The organism is Paracoccus sp. pheM1 (genome assembly GCF_018499825.1).
In the GTDB taxonomy this organism is placed as follows: domain Bacteria; phylum Pseudomonadota; class Alphaproteobacteria; order Rhodobacterales; family Rhodobacteraceae; genus Paracoccus; species Paracoccus versutus.
This window is the reverse complement of record NZ_JAGXCX010000002.1, coordinates 619,574-644,560: the sequence shown is the minus strand read 5'-3', so window position 1 is coordinate 644,560 and position 24,987 is coordinate 619,574. Positions and strand designations below refer to the sequence as shown.

23 protein-coding genes and 1 pseudogene are annotated in these 24,987 nt (G+C 63.7%); 12 read left to right on the top strand and 12 right to left on the bottom strand.

What is annotated here, in order from left to right; all coding sequences use genetic code 11:
* Positions 1 to 202 precede the first annotated feature (202 nt).
* The 3 genes from KF941_RS17185 to KF941_RS17175 are packed head-to-tail and all read right to left on the bottom strand — an operon-like array spanning position 203 to position 3,023.
* A complete protein-coding gene (locus KF941_RS17185) occupies positions 203 to 967 on the bottom strand; it encodes an ABC transporter ATP-binding protein (RefSeq protein ID WP_116221169.1) in 765 nt (254 codons plus the stop codon).
* Positions 964 to 2,001 (bottom strand): iron ABC transporter permease, encoded by a 1,038-nt coding sequence (locus KF941_RS17180; RefSeq protein WP_240540467.1) that lies wholly within the window; start codon positions 1,999 to 2,001, stop codon positions 964 to 966. The genes KF941_RS17185 and KF941_RS17180 overlap by 4 nt, the downstream gene beginning before the upstream one ends.
* Positions 1,998 to 3,023 carry an ABC transporter substrate-binding protein gene (locus KF941_RS17175; RefSeq protein ID WP_214274014.1) on the bottom strand — a complete coding sequence of 342 codons (1,026 nt, stop codon included), beginning with the start codon at positions 3,021 to 3,023 and terminating at the stop codon, positions 1,998 to 2,000. The genes KF941_RS17180 and KF941_RS17175 overlap by 4 nt, the downstream gene beginning before the upstream one ends.
* A 245-nt stretch (positions 3,024 to 3,268) precedes the next feature.
* Here KF941_RS17175 and KF941_RS17170 point away from each other — a divergent pair.
* The 8 genes and pseudogenes from KF941_RS17170 to KF941_RS17135 all read left to right on the top strand — a co-directional run.
* Positions 3,269 to 3,377: pseudogene (locus KF941_RS17170) on the top strand (IS5/IS1182 family transposase); the annotation flags it as partial.
* Positions 3,378 to 4,074: 697 nt separating this feature from the next.
* On the top strand, positions 4,075 to 4,680 hold the full coding sequence (locus KF941_RS17165; protein WP_214274013.1) for an ABC transporter ATP-binding protein: 606 nt from the start codon (positions 4,075 to 4,077) through the stop codon (positions 4,678 to 4,680).
* Complete coding sequence (locus KF941_RS17160; protein WP_036755798.1) at positions 4,677 to 5,468, top strand: ABC transporter permease; 792 nt, start codon at positions 4,677 to 4,679, stop codon at positions 5,466 to 5,468. Before KF941_RS17165 ends, KF941_RS17160 begins: the two co-directional genes overlap by 4 nt.
* Positions 5,469 to 5,584: 116 nt before the next feature.
* Positions 5,585 to 6,502: a MurR/RpiR family transcriptional regulator gene (locus KF941_RS17155; protein WP_240540464.1), complete on the top strand. Its 918-nt coding sequence runs from the start codon at positions 5,585 to 5,587 to the stop codon at positions 6,500 to 6,502.
* Between the two features lie 427 nt (positions 6,503 to 6,929).
* A complete protein-coding gene (locus KF941_RS17150) occupies positions 6,930 to 7,532 on the top strand; it encodes a hypothetical protein (protein WP_214274012.1) in 603 nt (200 codons plus the stop codon).
* A complete protein-coding gene (locus tag KF941_RS17145; RefSeq protein ID WP_116221166.1) occupies positions 7,529 to 8,110 on the top strand; it encodes a type I-E CRISPR-associated protein Cas6/Cse3/CasE in 582 nt (193 codons plus the stop codon). Before KF941_RS17150 ends, KF941_RS17145 begins: the two co-directional genes overlap by 4 nt.
* The gene (locus KF941_RS17140; RefSeq protein WP_214274011.1) at positions 8,103 to 9,206 is read left to right on the top strand and encodes a hypothetical protein; all 1,104 of its coding nucleotides are present in this window, start codon (positions 8,103 to 8,105) and stop codon (positions 9,204 to 9,206) included. The genes KF941_RS17145 and KF941_RS17140 overlap by 8 nt, the downstream gene beginning before the upstream one ends.
* The gene (locus KF941_RS17135) at positions 9,206 to 11,329 is read left to right on the top strand and encodes a helicase C-terminal domain-containing protein (RefSeq protein ID WP_214274010.1); all 2,124 of its coding nucleotides are present in this window, start codon (positions 9,206 to 9,208) and stop codon (positions 11,327 to 11,329) included. The genes KF941_RS17140 and KF941_RS17135 overlap by 1 nt, the downstream gene beginning before the upstream one ends.
* Before the next feature lie 293 nt (positions 11,330 to 11,622).
* Here KF941_RS17135 and KF941_RS17130 read toward each other — a convergent pair whose 3' ends face one another.
* Positions 11,623 to 12,285: a hypothetical protein gene (locus KF941_RS17130; RefSeq protein WP_208861523.1), complete on the bottom strand. Its 663-nt coding sequence runs from the start codon at positions 12,283 to 12,285 to the stop codon at positions 11,623 to 11,625.
* A gap of 853 nt (positions 12,286 to 13,138) precedes the next feature.
* Between KF941_RS17130 and KF941_RS17125 the strand changes: the two genes are divergently transcribed.
* Both KF941_RS17125 and KF941_RS17120 read left to right on the top strand, forming a co-directional pair.
* Positions 13,139 to 13,390: an ATP-binding cassette domain-containing protein gene (locus KF941_RS17125; RefSeq protein WP_214274009.1), complete on the top strand. Its 252-nt coding sequence runs from the start codon at positions 13,139 to 13,141 to the stop codon at positions 13,388 to 13,390.
* A 9-nt stretch (positions 13,391 to 13,399) separates the two neighbouring features.
* A complete protein-coding gene (locus tag KF941_RS17120; RefSeq protein WP_346429020.1) occupies positions 13,400 to 13,726 on the top strand; it encodes an ABC transporter ATP-binding protein in 327 nt (108 codons plus the stop codon).
* A 68-nt stretch (positions 13,727 to 13,794) separates the two neighbouring features.
* Here the strand turns inward: KF941_RS17120 and KF941_RS17115 are convergent, their stop codons facing one another.
* From KF941_RS17115 to KF941_RS17095, 5 genes are read right to left on the bottom strand one after another with little or no spacing between them, the layout of a single operon-like run.
* The gene (locus KF941_RS17115) at positions 13,795 to 14,925 is read right to left on the bottom strand and encodes an NAD-dependent epimerase/dehydratase family protein (protein ID WP_214274007.1); all 1,131 of its coding nucleotides are present in this window, start codon (positions 14,923 to 14,925) and stop codon (positions 13,795 to 13,797) included.
* Positions 14,925 to 16,091: a nucleotide sugar dehydrogenase gene (locus KF941_RS17110; protein ID WP_214274006.1), complete on the bottom strand. Its 1,167-nt coding sequence runs from the start codon at positions 16,089 to 16,091 to the stop codon at positions 14,925 to 14,927. Before KF941_RS17110 ends, KF941_RS17115 begins: the two co-directional genes overlap by 1 nt.
* Positions 16,088 to 16,867, bottom strand: a complete 780-nt coding sequence (locus KF941_RS17105) for a glycosyltransferase family 2 protein (protein WP_214274005.1) — start codon at positions 16,865 to 16,867, stop codon at positions 16,088 to 16,090. Before KF941_RS17105 ends, KF941_RS17110 begins: the two co-directional genes overlap by 4 nt.
* Positions 16,864 to 18,429, bottom strand: coding sequence for a glycosyltransferase family 39 protein (locus tag KF941_RS17100; RefSeq protein ID WP_214274004.1), 1,566 nt, complete (start codon positions 18,427 to 18,429; stop codon positions 16,864 to 16,866). Before KF941_RS17100 ends, KF941_RS17105 begins: the two co-directional genes overlap by 4 nt.
* Positions 18,426 to 18,704: a lipid-A-disaccharide synthase N-terminal domain-containing protein gene (locus KF941_RS17095; RefSeq protein WP_116221158.1), complete on the bottom strand. Its 279-nt coding sequence runs from the start codon at positions 18,702 to 18,704 to the stop codon at positions 18,426 to 18,428. Before KF941_RS17095 ends, KF941_RS17100 begins: the two co-directional genes overlap by 4 nt.
* Positions 18,705 to 18,812: 108 nt before the next feature.
* On the opposite strand from KF941_RS17095, the gene KF941_RS17090 reads away from it, so the two are divergent.
* A complete protein-coding gene (locus KF941_RS17090) occupies positions 18,813 to 19,472 on the top strand; it encodes a response regulator transcription factor (RefSeq protein WP_036755782.1) in 660 nt (219 codons plus the stop codon).
* Positions 19,472 to 20,800, top strand: a complete 1,329-nt coding sequence (locus tag KF941_RS17085; protein WP_214274003.1) for an ATP-binding protein — start codon at positions 19,472 to 19,474, stop codon at positions 20,798 to 20,800. The genes KF941_RS17090 and KF941_RS17085 overlap by 1 nt, the downstream gene beginning before the upstream one ends.
* Positions 20,801 to 20,818: 18 nt before the next feature.
* Here the strand turns inward: KF941_RS17085 and KF941_RS17080 are convergent, their stop codons facing one another.
* From KF941_RS17080 to KF941_RS17070, 3 genes are all read right to left on the bottom strand, one after another.
* Entirely contained in the window at positions 20,819 to 22,465 is a 1,647-nt protein-coding gene (locus KF941_RS17080) for an iron ABC transporter permease (RefSeq protein ID WP_240540540.1), read from the bottom strand.
* Positions 22,466 to 22,544: 79 nt separating this feature from the next.
* Positions 22,545 to 23,576, bottom strand: a complete 1,032-nt coding sequence (locus KF941_RS17075; protein ID WP_240540463.1) for an extracellular solute-binding protein — start codon at positions 23,574 to 23,576, stop codon at positions 22,545 to 22,547.
* 180 nt (positions 23,577 to 23,756) lie between these two features.
* Positions 23,757 to 24,809, bottom strand: a complete 1,053-nt coding sequence (locus tag KF941_RS17070) for an ABC transporter ATP-binding protein (protein WP_240540462.1) — start codon at positions 24,807 to 24,809, stop codon at positions 23,757 to 23,759.
* Positions 24,810 to 24,987: the final 178 nt, after the last annotated feature.

The following is a 24,987-nucleotide window of genomic DNA, read 5'->3' as shown; positions in this document are numbered from 1 at the left end:
GGCCGAGAAAGGCACCTTGGAAAAACCAGCCCATTCCACCCGTTGGGAGGACCATGCCTGCGCTGTGGGATGAGACCGCGTGAGCAGTGAAGGCAGGGGGCCATCATTGCCTCGCCCAGCAGCGTGGCGGCGAAGAGCTGACAGTTCGTGTTCTGGGGCAATATTTCCAGGACTGCCGCCAGTGTGTTCGGCTTCCCCTGTCCTATGCTACAGCAAATGAAATCTCCGGCTTGCCATGATCGAGCCCGCGCCTGACCCGAGCCTCGACCTTGAACACGTCTCGCAACAGGTCTTCGGTCAATACCGCTTCGGGACGGCCCGAAGCCACGATGCGGCCCGCCTCCAGCACCACGATCCGGTCGCAAAACAGCGACGCGAGATTGAGATCGTGCAAGGCGACGATGCTGGTGATTTTCAGATCGCGCACCAGCCGCAGGATTTCGATCTGATGGTGAATATCCAGGTGGTTGGTCGGCTCATCGAGGAACATGATCGACGGTTCCTGCGCCAGGGCGCGCCCGATATGCGCGCGCTGGCGCTCGCCGCCCGACAGGGTTTGCCACCTCTGGCCGCGCCGCGTGAACATGTCGACCTGCTCGAGTGCTCGCCGCACCGCATCCCCATCCAAAGGCGTCCAGGCTCCCAGCGCCGAGCGGTGTGGCGTTCGTCCCAGGCGAACCACGTCCTCGACCGCAACATTCGTATCGGTCGAGGCGCTTTGCTGCACGAAGGCCACGATACGCGCCAGTTCCTTGCGCCCATAGCCGGCAATCGGCTTGCCATTGATTGCGACCGTGCCGCGTGCCGGACGGCGCAACCCTGCCAACAGCCGCAGAAGCGACGATTTTCCCGACCCGTTCGGCCCGATCAGCCCCAGCGTTTCATTCGGCTCAACCACCAGCGACACGTCGTCCACGATGACGCGCCGCTTGACGCCCCAGACCAGATTCTCGGCACGAACGCTCATTTCTGCGGCCTCGCGCGGTAAAGCAGAATGGCAAAGAACGGGACGCCGATCAGAGCGGTGACGACGCCGATGGGCACGGTCTGCTGCGGCACCACGACACGCGAGAAGATATCAGCGAGCACCATGAAGATTGCCCCGACAACAGCCGAGGCGGGCAGCAGCCGCATATGTATCGGGCCGACGATGAACCGTGCCGCATGGGGCACGACCAGCCCGACGAAGCCGACCGCGCCCACGATGCTGACGATCGTCGCGGTCATCATTGCCGTGACCGCGAACAGGACCAGCCGGATCCGTGTCACAGGAATGCCGAGCGAGGCTGCATCCTCATCCCCGAAGGTAAAGGCATCAAGGGCGCGCGCGGTCCAGATGCAGATCGCCAGACCGGCCAGCACCACCACGAGCAAGAGGTGAAAATCCGGCCAGCGCGCGCCGCCGAAGCTGCCCAGAAGCCAGAACATGACATCGCGCGCCTGCTGGGCGTTCCCCGAGGTCGACACGATATAGGATGTCAGCGCATTGAAGAGCTGCGAGGCCGCGACCCCGGCGAGAATGGTGTGATTGGGCCCGCTGGTTGCCCCGTTCGACAGAAGCGCAACAAAGGCGAAGGCCGCGAATGCCCCGGCGAAAGCCCCGAGCGAGAGTGAAATGGCTCCGGCGCCAATCCCCAGCACGATGACGCAGACCGCGCCGGTCGAGGCACCGGCCGACACGCCCAGAACGAAGGGCTCGGCCAGCGGATTGCGCAGGAGCGCCTGCAGGATCGCACCGCAGAGCGCCAGTCCCGCGCCACAAAGCGCCGCAACCAGCGCACGGCTGAGGCGCAGGCTCCAGACCACGCTTTCCGCGATCCTGGGGAGTTCCGCATCGGTCAGGCCCAGCCCGTTGGTCACGGCCAGGCCGACGGTGCGCAGCGAAATCGTATAGTCGCCAATCGCTGCGGAAACCGCGATCGCCAGCAGCAGGACCGCTGGCGACAGAAGAAGGAAAAGAGCAAAACCTGCGGTCTCGCCCCGAAAGAGGCGGGTCATCATTCCTTGGCCGGGCGCAGTTTTTCAAGCTCGCGCCCAACCTCTTCCGCACCATAGAGCGTCTGGATGCCCGGATTCATCGCCGCCCCACGCATTTCGATGATGCGGCCCTCGCGCACGGCGTCCAGTTGGCTGACCGTCGGGTCGGTGGTCAGGAAGTCACGCTTGTTCGCGGCCGTGTCCAGATCCCAACGGTTGCGATCGACCTGCGCGACGACAAAGACGGTCGGATCGGCAGCGATGATGCCCTCCCACCCGACGGTCGGCCATTCGGTTTCGGTCTCGATGGCGTTACGGCCCCCCAGAATGTTCGCGATATAGCCCGAGGGACCGTTGCCGCCGCCCAGATAGGCGTCGTCCGAAGGGGAGGGACTGGAGAACCAGAACAGGAATGTCAGGTCGTCGTTCCGACCGAAGGTTTCGCGAAGCGCCGCTTCACGGGCACGGAAATCTGCGATCAACGCTTGTCCACGATCTGCGACGTCGAAGATGCGCGAAAGCTCGTCGATCTCTTGATACATCAGCTCCATGTTCCAAAGGCTCTCGCGGCTGCCATAGGCATCCCCGGTGTTCTGCAAGGTTGAGCAGGCACTGGGCGACAGATAGCTCGGGATCCCCAGGTCGTGGAAATCCGACCGCTTCGCCACCTTGCTGTCGTTGCCGAGCAGGGTCGGCAGTTGAGCCGCGACGAAATCCGGCTCGGTCGCGAGCACGCTTTCGAGCGTCGGAAACTCGACCGTCAGAAGCTCGACCTTTTCATTGGCCTCGGCGAGTTCCGGCAGCACCTTGTTCGGCCAGAAGGCGGTCGCCGCCATGCGGTCCTCAAGACCCAGCAGCAGCATGATCTCGGCGCTGTTCTGGCCAAGGGCGACAGCCTTTTGCGGGGCGCTTTCGAAGGTCAGGCTCTCACCGCAATTCTCGATCGTCAGGGGGTAGCTGGTCGGTGCCGCAACAGCCGCCGGAGCGGCGAAGATACAGGCGACGGCGGCGATATGGAGCGATCGGGTCGCTTGGGTCGAAGTCATGGAAGGGCGCTCTCGGTTTTGTCCAGCTTGCAGTGCCCTTCCCTATAACGGCTCCCCTTAACTGTCGATTGTTTTTGTCGGCTATTTGTCAGAGAGTGGCAGCATCGGCGACGTTCGACAAGCTGCGGCAGGTCCGGAAGGGCTGATGCCGCTGCGTATCACGCGGATGGTCGCGAGAGCCATGAAAGTTCAGCTGGCGCGGCGACGGCTACTCGCAGGTGATGCAAGATTCGCCATGATGCGGATGGCGCAAGATCCACATCGGGAATCGACGAGGAAACCCTGGAAATCTGCGCCGCCGAGTTCACCACCAGCGATGTCGGCGACGCACCAAGGTTGCCACCCTCGATTGCCAACCGCATCATGGTGGGCGAGGGCGGGTGCATCGTCGAACAGGGCAGCCACGATGAGCTGCTGGCACGAGAAGAAGGCAGGTATCGCAGGATGGCTACCGCGGTCGCTATCAGGCAGGGATCCTGCGACTCAGACGTTCTGGTGTCGGTCCCCAACGGTTTCTATTGCGAGCCGGAAGGCTGAGTGATCGACGCTGGCCGTGAGGGCGGTCCTTCCGGCTGAGTTTGCAACAGACGCTGCGGCAACCTCGCGAACTGTTCTGCGAGTTTCCTCACTCTCCAGGGGCGAGCGCGGCAAAGTGCCGAGCGGGATCATCAGCCTCGAGCGGTATGGGCTGCGGTAGCAGATTGGTGAGGGTTGAGTTCGCCACCGAATTCAAGGGCCGGTCAGAACGCGTTCCATGGTCCCTGCAAGACCCTGCATAGCCGGCTCGTTCGCTGTTCCCAGAGAGGCGTCTTGGCCCGGATTTCTAAGGAATTGGCGCAGCCGCGGGGCAGGCGGTCAGTGGACCGGGTGCGATGTCCGGCCGCGGGTCATGCGCGGCGGCGCCTGTCAACACCCTTGCCCGCTCGGGCAAGAACGAACCGAAGCCTCGACAAGCCTTGCAATTCAAAACGGTCTTCGCGCAGAACTAGCGCGCCCGGCGCAGCATTTGGATGCCACGAAAAGAGGGCAGCAAAAACAGCGGAGAATGCAGGTGAGGCAGGCATTGCCGACCGATGGCCAGGGACTGATCGCGCGCAAGGTGGGCTCCGGGTCGGTCGGCCCCTTGGATCTGTCCATCGGCCATGGCGCGTGTCTGTGCGTGGCCGGGCGGTCCGGGGCGGGCAAAAGCACGCTCCTGCGCATTCTGGCCGATCTCGTGCCTCACACCGGAGAGGTCTGGCTGGATGGCCAGGCGCAGAGTGATATGGCGGCGCCGCTCTGGCGACGAAGCGTCACCTATGTTGCCCCGGACAGCGCCTGGTGGGCGCCAAGGGTGCGAGATCATTTCCAGGGCGATGCCACGCATTTCTCGGACAGGTTGAGGCTGCCGCGCGATCTGTTGGATGCCGCCCCCGACCGGCTTTCCACGGGCGAACGGCAACGCCTTGCGTTGATCCGCGCGCTGCTGGGCAAGCCTGCGGTGCTGCTGCTCGACGAACCCAGCGCGGCGCTGGATTCCGATGCGGTTCTGCGTGTCGAGAACCTGCTGGGGGAGTTTCTGTCCGAGGGCGGTATCCTGGTTCTGGTCAGCCATGACGACGCGCAGATCCAGCGGATGGCGACCGATACCCTGGTGCTGGAAAGGGTTCCGGCATGAGCGTCCTGACTCTTGGCAGCGGTGAGATCGCGATCGCTGGCGGCCTCATATCCTGTTCGGCCGGCCTGTCATTGGCCCTGCACATGGGAATCGGACGCCGGCTTGCTTGGGCGGCGCTGCGCATGTCGCTGCAGCTGCTTGCGGTGGGCTATCTGTTGCGCCTGCTGTTTCGGTCCGAAAACGGCCTGCTGGTCGGACTGGTCATGGTCGTCATGCTGGCCGCGGCTGCCCATGAGATCGGCGCGCGCCAGTCTGGGCCGCGGCGCTGGTCGGAATTCCTGCGCAACCTGCTGATTCTGTGCATATCGGCCGCCGGCGTGGCGCTGCTTGGGTTGACCGGCCTTTCAAGATCGGGCCCGGCCTTCGACGCGCAGCATGTGATCCCGGTTTTCGGCATCATTCTCGGGACGGCGATGAACTCGGCCGCACTGACCCTGCATGCGCTCAAGAGCCAGATCGCCGGTGCCCGAAACCGGATCGAGGCGCAGCTTGCCCTGGGCCGGGACATGGGCGAGGCAACCCGCGATCTGTCGCGCAGCGCGATCGTCAGCGGCACGATACCGATCATCAACCAGATGGCGGGTGCCGGGATCATCACCTTGCCGGGCATCATGAGCGGTCAGGTCCTGGCGGGCCAGGATCCGACACAGGCGGCGATCTACCAGATCTTCCTCATGGCGCTGCTTGCCCTGGCTTCGGTCGTTTGCGTGGCACTGACGGGGTGGCTGTTCATCCGCAGCATCACCGATGATCGCCAGCGCCTGAGGCTTGATCGGCTCGGCAGCTGATCGCCATCGCTCAACCATCGGAGAGGATCACCTATGCTTTCAGCGTGTAGCGTTTACTTTCTTGCGCTTTCCAAGTAGTGATCACTACGAAAGCAGCAGGACAGTCTACCTCCCCGATGGTGCAAGCAAGGCGCAAACCGACCGGCAAGGCACGCGATCTGTTCAGCGACCGCTATGAGCGTCGCCGCGACCGGCTGTCTCCGGCGTTTCAGCGGGTGGCCGGCTATATCGATGCCAACCGGCTGGCGGTCCTGACCTCATCGGCCATCGAAATCGCGCGGGCGGTGGGCACATCTGATGCAACCGTTATCCGCACCGTGCAGGCGCTGGGGTTCGCGGGCTTGCAGGAACTGCGCCGGGAGCTTGCCGCCGGTCTTGGACAGCGGACCACCCCGGCAGACAATCTCAAGCGGACCCTCGACGATGCGGAAGAGCAGATCGATGCCGCGGTTGAGGATCTGCTCGACGTCTATGCCGCGGGACTTGAAGTGCTCCGCTCGCCCGAATTTCGGGAAAACCTTATGAAGGCGCTGTCTGTGCTGCACGATGCACGACGGATATTCGTTTTCGGGATTGGCCCCACCGCACATATCGCCGCATATTTCGCCGCGAGACTCCGGCGTAAGGGAAGGCAGCAGCGGCTCATTAACCGAACGGGACCGGGGCTGGCGGATCAGCTGCTCGAACTCGAGTCCGGCGATGCGGTCGTCATGCTGGCCTATGGTTCTCTTTACAAGGAAGCCAACGTGACCCTTGCCGAAGCGAGGCGACTCCGCCTGCCGGTGGTCCTGATCAGCGATTCAGCGCAAAGTGAGCTTTCCAGCCGGGCCCGTGTTGTCCTTGCCGTTCCGAGGGGCAAGAACGAGAGGGTTGCCCTGCACGGTGTGACTGTCTTCTGTCTCGAAATGCTTCTGCTCGGACTCGCCTCCGGCGACTCGGGGAAAGCCCTTGCAGCGCTGGCGGATCTGGAGCGGCTGAGACAGATGCTGAGGTCGGGCCGCCAGGTTATGTCCACAGATAGCGAAAATGAGTAACATTTGCCGGAGCCGCAACCCGAACTGCTACACCGCTGGCACCACGGGACTCCGTCCGCAACCCGAGCTCTGTGTGAACGGATAATATTCTCAGGTGCTTGCCAGAGATTCTGCCGCCTATGGGTTCTCATCAACGCCAGATGAGTTGGGAGAGATACGGCAGGTCACGCAGCTTTACTGCTACATTTTTTCATGCTGCTGATGAAGTCAGGCAGCGGTCAGGGGTGCGTTTCTTGGGAGATTGGGCTGGCCTGTGGAGAAAACCGATACAAATATCAAGCTTATCCGCGAATAGCGAAAAAATATGGATACCCTACGACCTGCTGCGCAGGAAAAAAGCCGTGAATTGACAGATCCCCCGGATTTCTGGTTTCGAAGGTTTGGCAGGTTTTTCTCGCCATGCGCTTCTGGATGGCGGAAGGCGCTGATGGGAAAATACCCTCATTCCGATCCGGCGCGAGAAGTCAGGGCCAGGCTTGGCGGTTCCGAACCGGCGCGATTCCTGATTTGTGAATCCTTCGCCAAAGCTTGGGCGCCGGTGCGCCCCGAAGCTGAACTCCCCCATCATGTCTCTATTCAGCCGACGAGTGCCAGAAAGCGTTGGGATTGGATCATTGACGTGATCCTTGATCCCCCTGATACTCCCTTCCTGGCGGCCTCGATAGGGCTGTCGAGTGCTGATGCCGATTATTGGAGAATAACGACTTCAGCGGAACTTATTGTTTTCGGTGGTGCCGCTGCGCTTTTCGAAGGCGAGCATATCGTTCCAGTCGAACGCCAACGGTTTCTCGAGGCCATCGAATGGTTTTCCTCAACAGGCGTTACTGCCGGCGATGTATTGCGCAGCCGCGAGATAAAGCGACAATTTCAGATCGGATTAATTTCCGGAGCTCAGGCTCGGCTTGCCCTGGGGCAGCTAAAGGCCGATGCAGCATTGCTGCACGGCTTTCCCGGCTGTGCCAACAGGTTTCTTGCCCGGCTCGCTGCATATGCGGCGGAAACCCGGCACGCCGGCAGAATTGCCGCATGAGGGATTACATTCTCCGCGTTCCGGCCGACATGGACCTGTCGCAAAGGACCCCGCTGAAGAACGCAGTCGCGGCCCTATTCGGGGACAGGTATGAAGCAGGCCGCCCGCGCTATCTGTTCTCCCCCGATCCGCTGGTCATGGATGGTCCATGGGTCCGTGTGCGGGCCTGCATCGGCGCGGCTCCTGAAGTTGCGCGCGGGTTTGTTGCCGAAGCCGCCACGCCGATGCTCGATGCAGGGCGGAAGATCGAGGCGGCGGCATGGGTCGCCATGAAGGCCAGGGTTTTCCGCAAGGAATCCGATCTGAAGGACAGGGTGCTTGCAGGGCTTGCACGTTATCGCGACGTTTTTGCTCCCGCCGTCGATCTGGCCGATTATTCCGTTGATCCCGACATTGGGATCGCACGCATGGAGCGCGGGCGCGAGCGCTTTGGTCGGGCTTACGGGCGGATTTCCTTCTCGGGCACAATTACGAATGAACCGGTGCTGATGGCGCTCCTGACTGCCGGAATAGGTGCCGCCAAAGCCTATGGCTTCGGCCTGGTCAGCATCATGAACAGGGAAGACGATCTTGACTGATCTCTGGGATATCCGGCTGGTCGGCAGCCTGGAAACCTTGTCGCCCTTTTGCGTGATCCCTCCCAGCGCGGACGAGGTGACGAGGGCGGACGGCAGCAAATTTCGCCGGATCAGCCGCAGGACGATCTACCAGGACGGCTTGCGCGAAAGCAGGCCGGTTGTTCCGGGTTCGACCCTGCGTGGCCGGCTGCGTCGTTCGGCGGTCGAGGTGGTGCGGGGCATGACGGGCGACCGGGTGCCGCTTGCCCAGTGGCATCAGAATGCGATCGGCGGCATCAAGGGCAGCGAATCCGAGGCATCTTTCGACGTCCAGCTTCGAATAACCCTGCGTGAAAAGAACCCGGTTCTCGCGCTGTTTGGCGCAGGATCGCCCTGGATGATCAGCAGGGCCTCGATCAGCGACGCGATACCCGAGGGTCCGGTCGAGACGGACCTGATTGGTGGGGCTCGGTCCGATGACGGACGTCGCGACGGATCGTTTTTCGAAAAGCTGGATGCCGATGCGCTTGAACAATGGCACGCGATGGCCAACGCAAACTCCGCTCGGACCCGATACAAGAAGGCCATGCGGGAATTGAATGCGACCCTGCGCGCCGCCCGCAAGAACGGCAGTGCCGAGGAGGTGGCCAGGCTGGAGGCCGAGTTAGGCGAACTTGCCAAACGCGAGGAGACGGTAGGGTTGCTGAGCACAAATCCTGTATCCATGCCGCTTCAGCATGAGGCGATGCCGGCCGGCGTCAGGATGCAGCATAGGATTACACTCAGCGCCGTCACCGCTGCCGAGGCCGGCCTGTTCATTGCCGCGATGAATCACTGGATGAAAAGCAAACCGGCCTTGGGTCAGCATGAGAGCCTTGGCTATGGCCTGCTGCGCGGGGAATATGACGCCTACCTGTCTCTCGCCCGCTCTGACGATCCCTTTGCCATAGGGCAGGCGAATGCCGTCTCGCTTGGCACGATGATTGCCGAGCCAGTTTCCGGGCTTTCATGCGTGCCGGAACGGTTCGTCGAATTCATGTCCGCGTTCCGGGAAGCGTTCCAGCAAGGGGCGTTCGATTTCCGCCTGGCATCGGAAATTGGAACACAGGCGAAATAATGGTTCCGCCGGACAGGATAGGCTTTGGTCCTGACGGCCCGCTTGCGGATGCTCTGCGTGCGAGGGGGCTGGACCCGGCGCCGCGGCCCGCGCAATTGGCCTATGCCGGTCATTTTGCAGCCTGCCTTGACGCTCGGCGCCCGGCCTTCATCGATGCCGAAACCGGGGTGGGAAAGACGCTCGGCTATCTGGTGCCGATGCTGGATCGTGCCCGGCGGGCCGCAGGGCCCCGGCCCATCGTCGTGATCTCGACCGCGAATGTCGCCCTGCAAAGGCAGATCATCGAGACCGATCTGCCGATCGTAATCGAAGCCTTTGCCCGGATAACCGGAAAACAATTGCGCGCGGCGATGCGCGTAGGCAAGCAGCAGGTGATCGATCCGGGGGCGCTGGACGCCGCTGTCGAGGAGCTGGGCACGGACAGCGACAGGCTCCTGGCAGACGATATGATCGACTGGTGCGAAATGGCGCTGGCGCGGGGCGAACTGCCAATGCGCCATGCGCTTCTGTCGGCCTTCTCGGATCGGATAACCGCCTCGCATCCCTGGCTTTCGGCGGAACTCATCGGCCTGAACACTGAAGGCACGGATCATGTGACCGGCGCGCTTTTCCAGACATTGCTGGAGGAATGCGCCGAGGCCGATTTCCTCGTTGTAAACCATCATCTTCTGGCACGGCATCTTATTCGCCCCTTCCTCTGGGCTGAAGATCGCCACGCCTATGTTGTCGTGGACGAGGCTGATCGCCTGCCGCGGATCGTCGAGGACATGACCCGCTCGGCAGTGCCGCTGCAACGGTTGCGCAGCCTTGCCAGCGGGCTTGCGCATGGGGGGCAAGCCTCGGCAATCGCGGAGACGATTGCCTGCTTCAGTGCGGTTCTTGAAAACCACCGGCTTCTGGCCAAGGGAAGCAACAGGGACGTCGTTCCCCTCACCAGCTTGACCGGCCCGGAGCGGGATCTGGTCCTGGGGGCGATCAAGGATCTTCGGGACCAGATCGCACATATGACGCGCGAATACCGCATCGAACATCCGCGTCCTCCGGCTGCGATGCGCGATGATATTGCTGCGCTCGATACCTATGGGATCGCACTGGAGCGGATTCTGAGGCAGGCCGAATATGGTGATCTGGCCAGGACCGTGATCTATCATTCTCCGGTCCGGCGCTATCCGGGCATTGCCAATATCTCGGACGGATCGGCACGGATCATCGCCAAGAGGCTTTGGAACCAACCGGCCTCACCGATTGAAGGCTTGCTTTTCACCTCGGCCACTCTTTCGACGCTGGCGCAGGGCGAGGGCACGGATGCGCGGCGCGCCATGGCGGGGTTCATTGCGACTTGCGGTTTCGAGGCCGAAAGGATCGACGCATCCTGCTGTGCCCTGATCGCGCCTCAGCAGTTCGGGACAATGCGCTTCGCGCGGCCTTCCCTTGATGCGCCCGCTGCCTTTACATCATTTGCGGCCGCTGATCCTGACGACGGGTTCGCGCAACTCGACGATGCCGCTCTGGCTTATTGGAAGGCAATGATCGACGCGGCAAGCCGTGAGGGTGGGCGTAGCCTTGTCCTTTTGCCCGCGATACGGGATGTCGTTGCCCTTTCGCAGCTCTTCGGCCCAGACGATCCGCGGCTCATGGCGCAACGCTCCGGCGTGCCCATGACCATGGCTGTCACAAAGTTCCTGTCGAGATCCGATTCGATATGGCTCTCCGCCTCGGCGTGGGAGGGGGTAAGCCTGCCTCATGCGATCGCGCATGTGATCATTCCGCGTTTCCCGATTCGTCCGCAAACCTTTGAGGACAGTGTCTTGCAACGGTATCTGGTGGATGTGACGGGTGGGGACAGGGTGGGAAGAGCGATGGTTTTCGGCAGGCAACTGGCCGAGGCGCGCAGGCGATTGCGGCAGGGAATCGGACGTGGCATCCGGGCGCATGATGATAGCGTCAAGATCTGGATCGGTGATCCGCGCTGGCCGCTCAATCAGGAAGAAGCCGATATGCTTTTTCTTGACCAGCCGAGGCCGTGGTCAGGTGCCATGCTGAATGCGGTGCCGGGGCGTTTCAGAAAGATCGCCAGTTCAGCGCCCCGCTTTGAGATGGGTCAGAACACGCATGATGCTTGAAACAGTTTCCAACAGGAGGAATAAAGGGGGCGCGCTCCGCCCTCGGCAGAGCGGAGTGACGCGCGACGTGGCGTGCAGGATGGTCTCTTAGCCCCGACCACGGGTCGGGGTCGAAAACGGCGGTGTGATGAACATGATCACCAAGCAGAACAGCCCCGCATTTCAGCAGGGGTCGACGAGGCCCAGGGATCGATCACCATTCTGATCCATTTCTTGCCGGGACGTCGTTCAGAGCGGTCCTGCCCATGAAGCTGCGGCCCTGCCTTGACGGTGGGGCCGTAGCCCTCTCAAGATCAGGCGGGGCGGGGAATATGGCATTCCTCTGCGTTAGACGCATCCCAATAAGGTGGTCGCCAGGTATCCACGGCGGTAAGGGAGGCAGTTGCCGGTGCCGAATGCGCCGAAAATCGCACCGGGATCGGCCGTCGGGCTTCGCCCTTTTCGTCGAGAAGGGGAGAAAGCCCATCAGCTGATTCAAGCTCGATCCGCCGCAGGACGCCGTAACCCTCCTTCCGGCGTGCGCCGATACCATCAGCGGACTCGAGCAGCCGTTGCACTTTGGCCGCGTCCCCCTCTGCGATCCATGAAACCGATTGTGCAGCAATGCATTGGTAGCGGGTCAGATGAGCTTTCAGGGGTCCATTCGTCGTGTTGACCTTGTAATAACGATCACGCGATGGTTGCAAGAACAGCGGCGTATCTGCCAGATCCTTCGCCAGCCTGACTCCGCCGGTTTTTATCTCACCATGATGGACCGGGTTATTGAAGTAGGCACGGCTTGAGAGAAACAAGCCATCGACTTGCCTCAGCGGGATATCCTTAATCGGATCGGTATCGACCCTTCGCACCTCCCGCATTTCTGCCAATATCCCGTAAAGAATCGCATCAAGCGTGAGATAGGTTTTCCCCAGGCAGACAGGGGTGCCGAGATATGCCGTGATTCGAAACAAGGCCACGTCTCTCTCCGATATGCGTCTGGGGGAACCGCTATATTGCTTCTCTGGGTGAGGAAGTGCAACAAGCAACGCCTCGATCCTGCTCTTGGAAGGGACCGGAACCTGGGTCGCAGGGCAGGACGAACCACCGCCGAACCGGGCTTACGCGCAGCCAATACTACTTTCTTGCTACAGGCGCCGAATGTGCCGCCGCGCCACCAGATGATCATCGCAAGCGGAGTCAGCAGGTGATTTGGCGCCTCCGGTCGTCAACGGCGTAGCGGTCACGCTGCCGGTGGGCGCGTCACCTCGATCATCGGACCGAATGGCGAGGGAAAAACCAGCCTGCCATGGATCATCAAACGGTAGTCTTTGCCCGATGCGGGCAGAGTCAGCGTGGACTGGCTGCATGTCGCCACTGTCCACCTTCAGCGCCCGGCGACGTGCTGGCGCGGCGGCTGTCGATCCTGCGCCAGGACAATCACATGACCGCTCGCCTTACCGTGCCGGACCTTGACACCTTCGGGCGCCACCCGCACCGCAAGGGCAGCCTCATCGTCGGAGGACAAGGCCCATATTGCTCGGCAAGGGCATGGCAGCCTCCGATACGAACCAGGATAAACCTGATAAAGTCAGACAGGTATATATGGACTGATCGGGTTATCATTCCACAGCCAGTTGACATCCGGTCAACGAAATCCGCATTGGGCGCACTGGATGGAAAGAGTAAAGGCGCCGCAACTGGAGGAGCTTTACCGGGCAGAACGGAGCCGTCTGGAGCGTATTGCCACCGCAGGGTAGGACCGGCTAGCGCCGCCGACGTGGTCCAGGATGTCTTGCTTCTGCGGCGCAAGCGTCGACAGGAGATCGGGACATGATCAAACTGGAAAACGCCGGTTTCCGACGCAAAAAGCGATGGATCTTCCGCAATGTCGACTTTCAGGTCAAAAATGGAAGATGTCTGGCCATTCTGGGGCCTAACGGCCGGGGAGAGACAAGCCTCATCAAGACGGTTGCGGGTTACTATCCGTCGCGAAAGGCTCGCTGCGGGCGCCTCGGATCGTCGGTTATGTTCCCCCGCCCTTCCCAGTTTCGCTGTCATATCGCTGCCTGGATATTGTGGTGATGGGACGCGCTGCTGCATTGGGAGTGTTCGGCTCCCCTTGCAGGGAGGACTATCGCGCAGCAGAAGAGGCACTGGAGCGCGTCGACGCAGCGGCCTATGCCCAGCCTTTTCGATCGGCTTTCGGGGGGCGAGCGCCAACTCGTCATGCTGGCACGCGCCTTGGCGACAGGATCGGAATTGCTGGTTCTGGACGAGCCGGCCTTGGTGCTTGATCTCGCCAACCAGTCCCTGCGGCTGTCAGTGCTCAGCCGTTTGAAGGAGGACGGGCGACATGCAATTCTCTTTTCCACGCATTCCCCACAACATGCCTCTTATGTGCCGACGATGTCCTGTTGATGCTCGATGGCTTGCAAACGATCTGCGGACCAGCGGATGCGGTGCTGTCGGCCTCCAATCTCGAGCAGCTATATGGGATTCCGGTGAAATGTCTTCCGATTGATATCGGGGGGATCGGCAAGCAGGTTCTGTTCCTTCCTGTTTTCGGAAGGTGAGGCATCGGAAGTGTTCTTCCCACGACAGGCCATCCCGGCGGCATTCTGGTGGTGATAGCGCAGATACCAGTCGACGAAATCCTGCACGCCCTTGCGGATCTCCGTGCTGGGCGACAGGCCGGTCAACCGGCGCAGAGCCGAGGTATCGGCCCAGGTCGCGGGCACGTCCCCCGGCTGCATGGGCAGCAGGTTGCGGATCGCATATCGCCCCGTCGCCTGTTCGACCGCTGCGATCAGTTCGCCAAGCATCACCGGATGGGAGTTGCCGATATTGACGACCCGCCATGGCGCCACCGGGGAAACGCCCTCGTCTCGCTCTTTCCCTTCGGGCGGGGGCGGCGCGTCGATCAGGGCACGGATGGCCGCGACCAGGTCGTCGACATGGGTGAAGTCGCGCCGCATCTCGCCGCGATTGTAGACGTCGATCGGCTCGGCCCGCAGGATGGCACGGGTGAACCTGAACAGCGCCATGTCGGGTCGGCCCCAGGGGCCGTAGACGGTGAAGAAGCGGAACATGGTCACCGGCAGCCCGTAGAGATGGGCATAGGCATGCGCCATCGCCTCGGTGGCCTTCTTGGTCGCCGCATAGAAGGACATCGGATGGTCGGTCGGGTCGGTTTCGCGCCAGGGCATCCGGTCGTTGGGGCCGTAGACCGAGGAGGTCGAGGCCAGCAGCATGTGCCGGGGCGGCACCGCCCGCGCGGCCTCCAGCAACTCGAAGGTTCCGGCAATATTGCTGGAAAGATAGGCGCGCGGATGGTCGATCGAATGGCGCACCCCCGCTTGCGCGGCCAGGTGGACGACGATTTCGGGCCGGTGGTCGCGGAACATGCGTTCCAGCAGGCCGGGGGTCTCGATGCTGTCGTTGACGACCGAGAAGGTCGGGTCGGCCTGAAGGATCGCCTGGCGCTGCCGCTTCAGGGCGGGGTCGTAATAGTCCGACAGGTTGTCGATGCCGGCCACGCCGAACCCGTCCGCCAGCAGGCGGCGGCAAAGGTGAAAGCCGATGAAGCCGGAACAGCCGGTGACGAGGGTGCGGCGCATCAATCGGCTCCGAAAAGGTCACGGGTGAAGACCTTGTCCTGCACGTCGTCCAGCGCCGGGCTGTGGCGGTTGGCCAGGATCAGGTCGCATTCCGCCTTGAAGCTTTGCAGGTCGGGCTGCACTTTCGAGCCGAAGAAGCGATCCTCGTGCAATTCGGGCTCGTGGACGATCACCTCGATCCCCTTGGCCTTGATGCGCTTCATGATCCCCTGCACGGCGCTTTGGCGGAAATTGTCCGAGCCCGCCTTGGTCACCAGCCGGTAGATGCCCACGGTGGCGGGCGCGGCGGCGATGATCTGCTCGGCCAGGAAATCCTTGCGCGTGCGGTTGGCATCCACGATGGCGGTGATCAGGTTCTGCGGCACCTGCCCGTAATTGGCCAGCAACTGCTTGCTGTCCTTGGGCAGGCAATAGCCGCCATAGCCGAAGGAGGGGTTGTTGTAATGCGCGCCGATGCGCGGATCGAGACAGACGCCGCGGATGATCTGGCGGCTGTCGAGACCGCGGGCCAGCGCATAGCTGTCCAACTCGTTGAAGAAGGCCACGCGCATGGCGAGGCAGGTGTTCGAGAAGAGCTTGATCGCCTCGGCCTCGCTCGGGTCGGTCAGCAGCACCTCGACATCGTTGCGCAGCGCGCCTTCCAGAAACAGGGCGGCGATGCGGCGCCCGCGGTCCGAACGCTCGCCGACGACGATGCGGCTGGGATGCAGGCTGTCGTGCAGCGCCATGCCCTCGCGCAGGAATTCGGGGGCGAAGACGATCCGAGCGCCGCCCGAAGCCTCTGCCTGCGCGGCGGTGAACCCGACCGACACTGTGGATCTGACCACGATGGCGGCCTGCGGGTTCACGGCGGCCACCTGCGCGATCACCGAACGGACGCTGGATGTGTCAAAGGAATGGGCGAGGGGGTCGTAATCCGTGGGCGTGGCGATGATCACGACATCCGCGCCCCGATAGGCGGCATCGCCGTCCAGCGTCGCCCGCAGTCGCGGATTGCGGCGGCGCAGCCAGTCCGTCAATTCGTCATCCACGACCGGGCTTTTCCCGGCATTGACCTGCGCCACCCGTTCGGGCGACAGATCCACGCCCGTCACCTCGTGGTTCTGCGCCAGCAGCACCGCATTCGCCAGTCCCACATAGCCAAGCCCCGCCACGGCGATCCTCATGGCCGTGCCACGTCTTCGCAGCCGAGGGCGGCAGGGCGGGGCTGCGGCGGTTCGGGTGCGGCCAGCCCTTGGCGGCCCGAGCGGCGGATCAGCCATGCCGCGCCCAGAAGGTCGGGGATGCCCACCAGCCCGCGCGCAAGGTTCGAATATTTCGAGCGGCCACCCCGGCGCGGGCGATGGGTGACATTGACCGTTTCTACCCGCCAGCCCTCGCGCAGCATCATCGCCGGCATGAAGCGGTGGATGTGGTCGAAGAAGGGCAGGTCCAGATAGGCCTCGCGCAGGAACGCCTTCAGCCCGCAGCCGGAATCGCGCACCCCGTCGTGCAGCAGCGCGGCCCGGATGCCATTGGCCAAGCGCGAGGCCAACCGTTTCGCCGCGCTGTCGCGCCGCACCGCCCGCTGACCCTGCACCAGCCCAAGGCCCGGCAGGTCGGTCGCGAAGGGGGCAAGCAGCAGCGGGATCTGGTCGGGGGGGTTCTGCCCGTCGCCGTCCAGCGTCACGACCAGTGATGCCCGCGCCAGCCGCACGCCGCTGCGGATTGCCGTGGATTGCCCGCGCGAACGGGGATGGTGGTGCAGGCGCAGCCGCGGCATCCGCGCCGCCAGCGCTTGCAGGATGCGGTGGGTGCCGTCCTCCGATCCGTCATCGACCACGATGATCTCGTAGTCGCGGTCGGCCATCGCGGTGGCGATTTCGTGGATCAGCGGCTCGATGGCCGCCACTTCGTCGCGGACGGGGACGACCACCGAGACCGAGGGGTGCATGTTGTTCATTGGGGGTTCCTTTCAGCCAGGGGAGCATCGGCGACGGACCAGATCCCGTAATCGCGATTGCGGAACAGGATCGTCTCGCGCGGAGGCCAGGGCGGGGCGAAGCGATCGGTCCGGCCGGCGATCAGCCCTTGCGGATGCAATGCGGCCCAGGACCGCAACGCGGCCGGGTCGGGCAGTTCGGCGACCGGTTCGGTCAACCGGGCGGCAAAGTTGAACTCGGCATGATAGGGGGCGCCGGTGAAGGCCAGTCCTTCGGCGCGATGCGCGGACAGTCGGGCGGCGATGGGGGCGGCGTCATAGATCTGCGCCGTGCGGGTCGTGCCGATCAGCAGGTTCGTGGCCAGCAGCAGGCCCAGCGACAGGATCATCGCGCCGGCTGCGCCCCGCTGCCGCGCCGCCAGCCAGCACAGCGTCGCTGCCAGCAGCGCCCAGGCCAGAAAGGTGCTGGCAGGATCGAAAAGCATCCGCACCCGCAGGGGCAACGGGCCGAACCCAGCCACCGCCGCCGCCAGCGCGACCAGGCCGATTGCGATGATCGCCGGTTGCAGGCCGAAGCCGGGCGCGTTCCGCCCGAGCCGGGCAGCGACCAGCGCCAGTGCGGGCAGGTCCGGCACCAGGTAATGCACTTGCTTGCCACTGGTCAGACTGAACAGTGCCAGCGCCGCGCCTGCCCAGATCAGGCAGAGCCTCAGCCCGCGGTCTTGCCGCCACGAGGTCTGCCGGGCTTCGTGCCATAGGGCTGGGCTCCACAACAGCGGAAAGCCTAAGACCGGCAGCAGGGCCAGATACCACCACCAGGGCCGGGCCTGGGCGAAGGATTCGGCCAGCCGCCCGGCGCTTTGATGCCACAGGACGGCCTCGCGCCAGGTCGGACCGCCGGCGATGGCCGCCGGGACCAGCCACAGCGCGACCAGTCCCAGTGCCACCGCGACCGCGAAGCCGAGGCGCGCCGGAAGGACGCGCCAGCGGATCCCGTTCCGGCTCCATAACGGCAAAAACAGCGCGGCGGGCAGCAAGTGAAACAGGATCACCGGCCCCTTGATCAGCACGCCCAGTGCGATGGCGGCGCCGAAGCCGGCCCATGCCCGCCAGCCGTCCGGCCCCGCGGCGTCCAGCGCGATCAGCCCGGCCAGGACCGCGGTCGCCAGCGGCACGTCGAACATGGTCAGGCTGCCCGACAGGGCAAAGACCGTGAGCCCGGCAAGGGCCATGGCCGCCCGGCCGCCCGCGTCCCGATCCTCGGGCCAGAGGCGATGCGCCAGCCGCGCCGTCAGCCAGATGGCCAGGCAGGCGAAACCCGGCCCCACCAGCCGGGCGGCGAAACCGCTGACGCCGGTCGCCAGCCAGAAGAGGTTGATCGCCCAGAACAAGAGCGGCGGCTTGTCGCTATAGAGCGCGAAGTTCTTGCTGGGCACCAGCCAGTTGCCGGTCGTGTGCATCTCCCATGCGACGGCGAGGTAGCGGGTCTCGTCGATAGGGGTCAGCGGGCGCAGCAGCAGCCCCAGCAGCGCTGCCAGCAGCATGCATAGCATGGCCAGGACGACCGGATGACGACGGATCATGCCGGTTTTCCCTGGCGCGCTCCGCGTCCGATCAGCATCAGGTTGCGGGTATAGATCACCAGGCCACTTGCCTGCCCGACGGCAAAGACCGGGTCGTGCCGCCAGATCGCGTAGGCGAGCAGCGTCGCACCGCCGGCAAGGCTGAACCACCAGAAAGCCAGGGGCACGATGCTGCGGCGGGCGCGTTCGCTGGCGATCCATTGCACCAGGAAGCGCGAGGTGAACAGGAGCTGGCCGAGAAAGCCGATCCCGAGCCAGATGGTATTTGCCGTCATCGTGCGTCATCCTTGTGCCGCCCGGCCGATGCTGTGGCGCGGGGGCTTCCGGCGTGCTTCCTGGGATGCCAACATTACGGTTCGCTTACGAAGGAAGAGAGGTCGCCGATGAGGTTGCTTGTCGTCGAGGACGAGCCGGATCTGGCCGAGGCCGTCGGCGCCTACCTGCGCGCCGCGGGTCATGCCGTCGACCTTGCCGGGCACGCCGAGGACGCAGCGGCGGCGCTGACCGTGACCGATTACGATCTGGTGCTCTTGGACCTGGGGCTGCCAGATGGAGACGGGCTGGCGCTCTTGCGGGATCTGCGTGGGCGCGGCGCGCGGGTGCCGGTGCTGATCGTCACCGCCCGCGACCGCATCACCGAAAGGATCGCCGGGCTCGAGGCCGGTGCGGACGATTATCTGGTCAAGCCCTATGACCTGGACGAGATGCATGCCCGCATTCTGGCGATTCACCGCCGAGCCGCCGGAGCGGCCGAGGTCGAGCGGCGCTTCGGACGGCTGCTGATCCTGCCCGAGCGGCGGCAGGTGCTGCTGGATGGCCAGCCCGTCCACCTGACGCTACGCGAATGGGCGCTGATCGAGCGGCTGAGCCGACGCCCCGACGTGACCACCAGCCGCGCACAGATGGAGGACGCGCTCTATGGCTTCGGTGACGAGGTGGAAAGCAATGCCATCGAGGCCCATGTCAGCCGGCTGCGCGCCAAGCTGGGCCGGGACGCCATCGTGACCGAACGTGGCTTCGGCTATCGCATGGGGCGGGCCTGATGCGGCGCGCGAGCCTGTCGCGGCGGGTGGCGCTGTTCACGACGCTGGGGCTGGCGGCGGTCTGGGCCGGGGCGGTGGTGTTGATGGCGGCGGTGCTCTGGTCCGAACAGGACGAGCTTTTCGACCAGCAACTCGTGGAAACGGCCCATGCGTTGCTGCCGCTGGTCTCGCACATGGAGATGCAGGGCATTGCGGTCGAGGTGCCCCAGCCCGCGGTGCCGATGGACGAGGCGCTGCTCTATCGGCTGGTCGCGCGGGACGGCAGGGTGCTGCGGCAATCGGAATTGGCCGGTCGGGCGGTCCTGCCCGACGCCGCCGACCTCTTCCCCGGTCGGGTCGCTTCCGCGCCGGGCTACCGGCTCTATGCCACGCCCTTCAACGCCGCCGGCCAGGCCTTGCAGATCGCCGCGCCGCTGGCCGAGCGCCGCGAGGCGTTTCGCGAAGGGATGACAGGTTTCCTGCTGCCGATGGTCGCGCTCCTGCCGCTGACCTGGTTGATCGTCGGCTGGGTGTCGCGACGTTCGCTGGCGCCGTTGCGTGAACTTGGGGCCGAGATCGCGGCCCGCGACGGCAGCCGGCTGGATATGATCGACGCCGGCGACTGGCCCGAGGACCTGATGCAGATCGCCAGCGTGGTCAATGGCTTCATCGCCCGTCTGGCGCAGGCGCTGGAGGCCGAGCGTGCCTTTGCCACCAATGCCGCGCATGAATTGCGCACCCCTGTCGCCATAGCCCTGGCCCAGACCCAGCAAATGCGGGAGAACGCGACCACGCCGGCTCAGATCGCCCGCCTGGATGCGCTTGAACGTGCCTTGCAGCGAATGCGGCGGCTGGTCGCGCGGCTGTTGCAACTGGCCCGTGCCGATGCGGGGATCGGCGATTCCACGCAAGCGCATGATCTTGCGGCCCTGACCCGGCTGGTCGTCGCCGAGCGCGCACCGTCGGAAGCCGCCCGGCTGGCGGCCGAGCTGCCGCCCGCGCCGGTCATGGCGCGCATCGACCCGGACGCCTTTGCCATCGTGCTGTCCAACCTGATCGACAATGCCCTGCAGCATAGCCCGCCCGGCAGCCCGGTTCGGCTTCGTCTGCGGCAGGGCGCCGTGCTCGAGGTCGCGAACGAGGGCAGGGCCGTCGCAGCCGCCGACCTGGCCGGGCTGACGCGGCGCTTTGCCCGGCACCGTGGCGATGGGTTCGGCCTGGGCCTGCATATTTGCCAGCAGATCGTGTCGGCGGCCGGCGGAAGGCTTGAAATCATCTCGCCCGCGCCTGCCAGTCAGGAAGGTTTTGTCGCGCGCGTCACCTTGACGCCGCCGGTCCGGGATCACTGACCGCAGGCCGGATGCGGATCAGGTCTCGACCCGCCCCAGCCGCGACAGCACGACGACCGGCAGGATGCCGATCAGCACGATCAGCAGGGCGGCAATCGCGGCTTCCTCATAGGTGCCTCTGGCGGCCTCGCCATAAAGATGGGTCGCCAGGGTTTCAAAGTTCAGCGGCCGCAGCAGCAGCGTTGCCGGCAGCTCTTTCATGCAATCCACGAAAACCAACAGGCCTGCCGAAGCGATGGCGGTTTTTGACAGAGGCAGATGCACGCTGCGGAAGACGCCCAAAGAGGACCGGCCCAGCATCCGTCCCGCATGGTCCAACGAGGGCGGGATGCGGCTGAACCCTGCCTCGATCCCGCCGGTGGAGATTGCCATGAATCGAACGGAATAGGCCAGCACCAGCGCCGCCCCCGATCCCAGCAGCAGAAGGCCGGGCGCGGCACCGATCAGCCATTCGACCCCGCCGGCCCAGAAGCGATCGAATAGGCCGACCGGATAGAGCAGGCCGATGGCCAGGACGGTTCCCGGCACGGCATAGCCCAGCGTCGAAGCACGTGCGGCCAGCGATGTGGATCGGCCGGGATAGGTCCTGGCGGCATAGGCAAGAACCAGGCCGGACAGGAGCACGAGCAGGGTAGCGACGGCCGATACCGTGACGGTGTTGACGATTTCGCCCCAGATGCGCGGGGAGATCCCGGCGAAACTGACGCGCTTCCAAGCCTCCCGACAAAGGTAAGCCGCCGGTGCGATGAAGCCGAGCGCGACCGGAAAGAGGCACAGGCAGAACGCGCCGGCGGCGCGCCACCCTCGCAGCCGGGCGGGAGACATCGCGCGGGGTCTTTGCGCCGCAGCCGCGTAACGCTGGTTGCGGCGCGCATAGCGCTCGACCAGCACCAGCAGGACCACGATCACCAGCATGGCCAGCGCGATCTGCGCGGCGCCCGGCATGTCCGAACGGTTGACCCAGGTCGAATAGATCGACGGCGTCAGTGTCCTGACTCCCAGGAACTGCGAGGCGCCGATGTCGTTCAGCGCTTCCATCAGCGCCAGGCTGGCGCCGACCGCGATCGCTGGCCGCGCCAGGGGAAGCGCCACCCGGCGGAAGACGCTGCCCCTACGTGTTCCGAGCGTGCGGGAGACCTCGACCAGATTTGCCGCCTGCGTCAGGAACATCGCTCGGGTGGTCAAGTAAACGTAAGGATAGAGCACCAGCCCCAGCAGCAGGATACAGCCTCCCATCGAGCGGATGTCGGGCAGGCGGAACTCGCGCGGGCTGGAATAGCCCAGAAGGCTTCGCAATGCACCCTGCACCGCACCTACCGGATGCAGGATATCGAGATAGGCATAGGCGATAATATACGTCGGCACCGCCAGTGGCAGCAGCAGTGCCCATTCGAAAACGCGCCGGCCGGGGAAGTCGTAGGCCGTCACCATCCAGGCGGTTGTGGTGCCGATCAACGTCACCAGCATGCCCACGCCGGCCAGCAGAATGACCGTGTTCTTCAGTGCTGCCGGCAAAACATTGGCGAGCATGTGGGGCCAAAGCCCGGCACTGCCCTGGAACGCGATCAAGAGCAGGGCAAGCACGGGAAGGCAGACCAGCGCCGCGATAAGCACCGCGCCAAACCGCCATCCGGCCCCTGAACGGCGCCACGGTATCTGATTCATCAAGGTCGGTTCGGCAGGCTTCATAAGTTGGGGAAGGAGCGACGGTCCCCGCAGGAGGCCGTCGCCGAGAGCTTCTTGATCAGTTGTCGAATCCGATCCGCTCAGCCATCTGGCTGGCAGCCGCGCGGAACCTTACCCCTTCGACGATGTCGATCGTGTCCGGCGTCAACGCACCGTATTCGGCGATCAGCGGATCGACGGTGGCATTCGCATTGACCGGATACTCGAAATTTGCCTTTGCGTAGATCGCCTGCGCTTCGTCCGAGACGAGATATTCCAGGAACTGGACCGCCTGGTCCTTGTTGGGTGCGTGACGGGCGACGGCAGCGCCGGTGATGTTGACCTGCGTGCCACCGTTCTCGAAGGTCGGCAGGATCATCCGTATCGCTTTGGCCCACTCCTCTTGCTCGGGACCACCGGCACCGCTGCGCATCAGGCCGACATAATAGGAATTCGCAACGCCGATGTCGCAAAGGCCGCCCATGATATCGCGCGCGACATCGCGATCGCCGCCCGCCGCAGGGCGGGCGAGGTTGGCCTTGAGGCCGGTCAGCCATTTCTCGGCCGCTTCCTCACCATGATGTGCAATGAACGAGCCGGACAGCGCGACGTTATAAGGATGCAGGCCGGAGCGAATGCAGACTTTACCCTTCCAGGCGGGATCGGCAAGCTGCTCGTAGGTGATCCCGGTCAGGTCGAGGTCCTTGGTCACATACACCGCGCGGGCACGCATCGAAAGAGCGAACCAGTGGCCATCGTCATCCCGCAGCGTCTCGGGAATCGTGGTGCTGAGGACCTCCGACTCGACGCTCTGCGTAAGGCCCTTCTCGACAAGATCGACGAGAACGCCGGCATCGACAGTCATCAGAACATCTGCCGGCGACTTGTCACCTTCCGCGATGACGCGCTCGGCGACCCCGTCCTGCAAGAAGATGGTGTTGACCGTGACCCCGGTCGACTGCGTGAAGGCATCGATCAGCGGCTGGATCAGCCCAGGTTCGCGGGTGGTATAGAGGTTGAGCTCCTCTGCGAGGACACCTTGCGTGCCTGCAAGGACAGACAGCACCGACCCGAGCATGACCCCGCCAAATTTCGTGGATCCCATCGCCATGACGCTCCTTGGATTGTGAGTAAAATAGTAGGCTTTTGTCCACCAGCGAGGGACAAACATAGTTGACTGTAGCAGTAAAGTATTTCGGGCGTTGCTTCTGCTGCCGCAACGAGGGACGTCGATCCGACGCGACACCATTGGCAGTCAAAGTTATGGCGGCGAAGAGAAAGCGCTATGATTTCAAAAGACAAAAACCTGCTCAGGTGTCACGGAAATACGCGCAACATCCCCGGACCGGAGGCGTGATCGCTTTGTCGAACGAATTTTCAACGGCCCCGGAAGCGCTGCTACGGATACCTGGATCTGTTCGATTTCGCCCATCAGGGCGCAATCGACCACCGTGCAGTCTACCCCTTCGGCACCACAATTTACGCGTAGGCATTGCGGGCGCACATAGAGGGTGGCGGTATGTCCATCGGCAAAGCCGGGGGCCGCAAACCTGCCGAGAGGCGTCTCGAGAAAGCCATTCCAGCATGCGCCCTGGACCTTGTTGAAGGTAGAGAAGAACTCGGCCGTATAAGCGTTTGCCGGCCTGTCATAGAGGTCGCTGCCAGAACCCTCCTGCACGATCTCCCCCGCCCGCATCAGCACCACCCGATCACCCGCGGACAGGGCTTCCTCGGGGTCATGCGTTACCATGATGACGGTGGTGCCCAACTCGCGCAAAAGGGAAATCGTTTCAGTGCGGATGCCATCCCGCAAACCGCGGTCGAGATTGGAGAAAGGCTCGTCCATCAGCAGAATCTGCGGCTGCGGTGCCAGCGCACGGGCCAACGCCACCCGCTGCTGCTCGCCACCCGAAAGCATGTGCGGAAACCTGCGCGAAAGGTGTTCGAGCCCCAGATGCTCGACGATTTCCAGGCATCGTGCTTGCGCGGCGGGTCGTGTCAGGCGCTTCAGGCCAAACAGGATGTTGTCCAGCACGTTGAGATGGGGAAAAAGCGCATAGTCCTGAAACATGAATCCGATATTGCGCTCTTCGGGTTCCACATAATTGTTCGGCCCGGATATTTCGCACCCATCCAGCAGAACGCGGCCCTGATCCGGCATCTCGATGCCTGCAATGACACGCAAGAGCGTGGATTTGCCGCAACCGGAGTGGCCGGCCAGACAGATGAGCTCTCCATGCGCCACGGAAAGAGAAATATCATTCAGTGCGGGAACTCCGCCAAAACTACGGGAGACGCCATTAATTTCGAGATGACGGGGCGGATGAAGATTTTCCATGTTCATGTGCCTTCTCCAGCGTTGACGGCGCTTGTTTCTATAGGCTTGGATTCTTCCCGTCGCCGATTCCGTGCACTTGCAGACCGACAGGGCCCATATTCTAGCCTGTCATAACCTACATCCGCTTCTTCGCCATCCTATTCCTCAACCTGCCAAGATACGTGTCCAGCCGACCCCTGTTCTG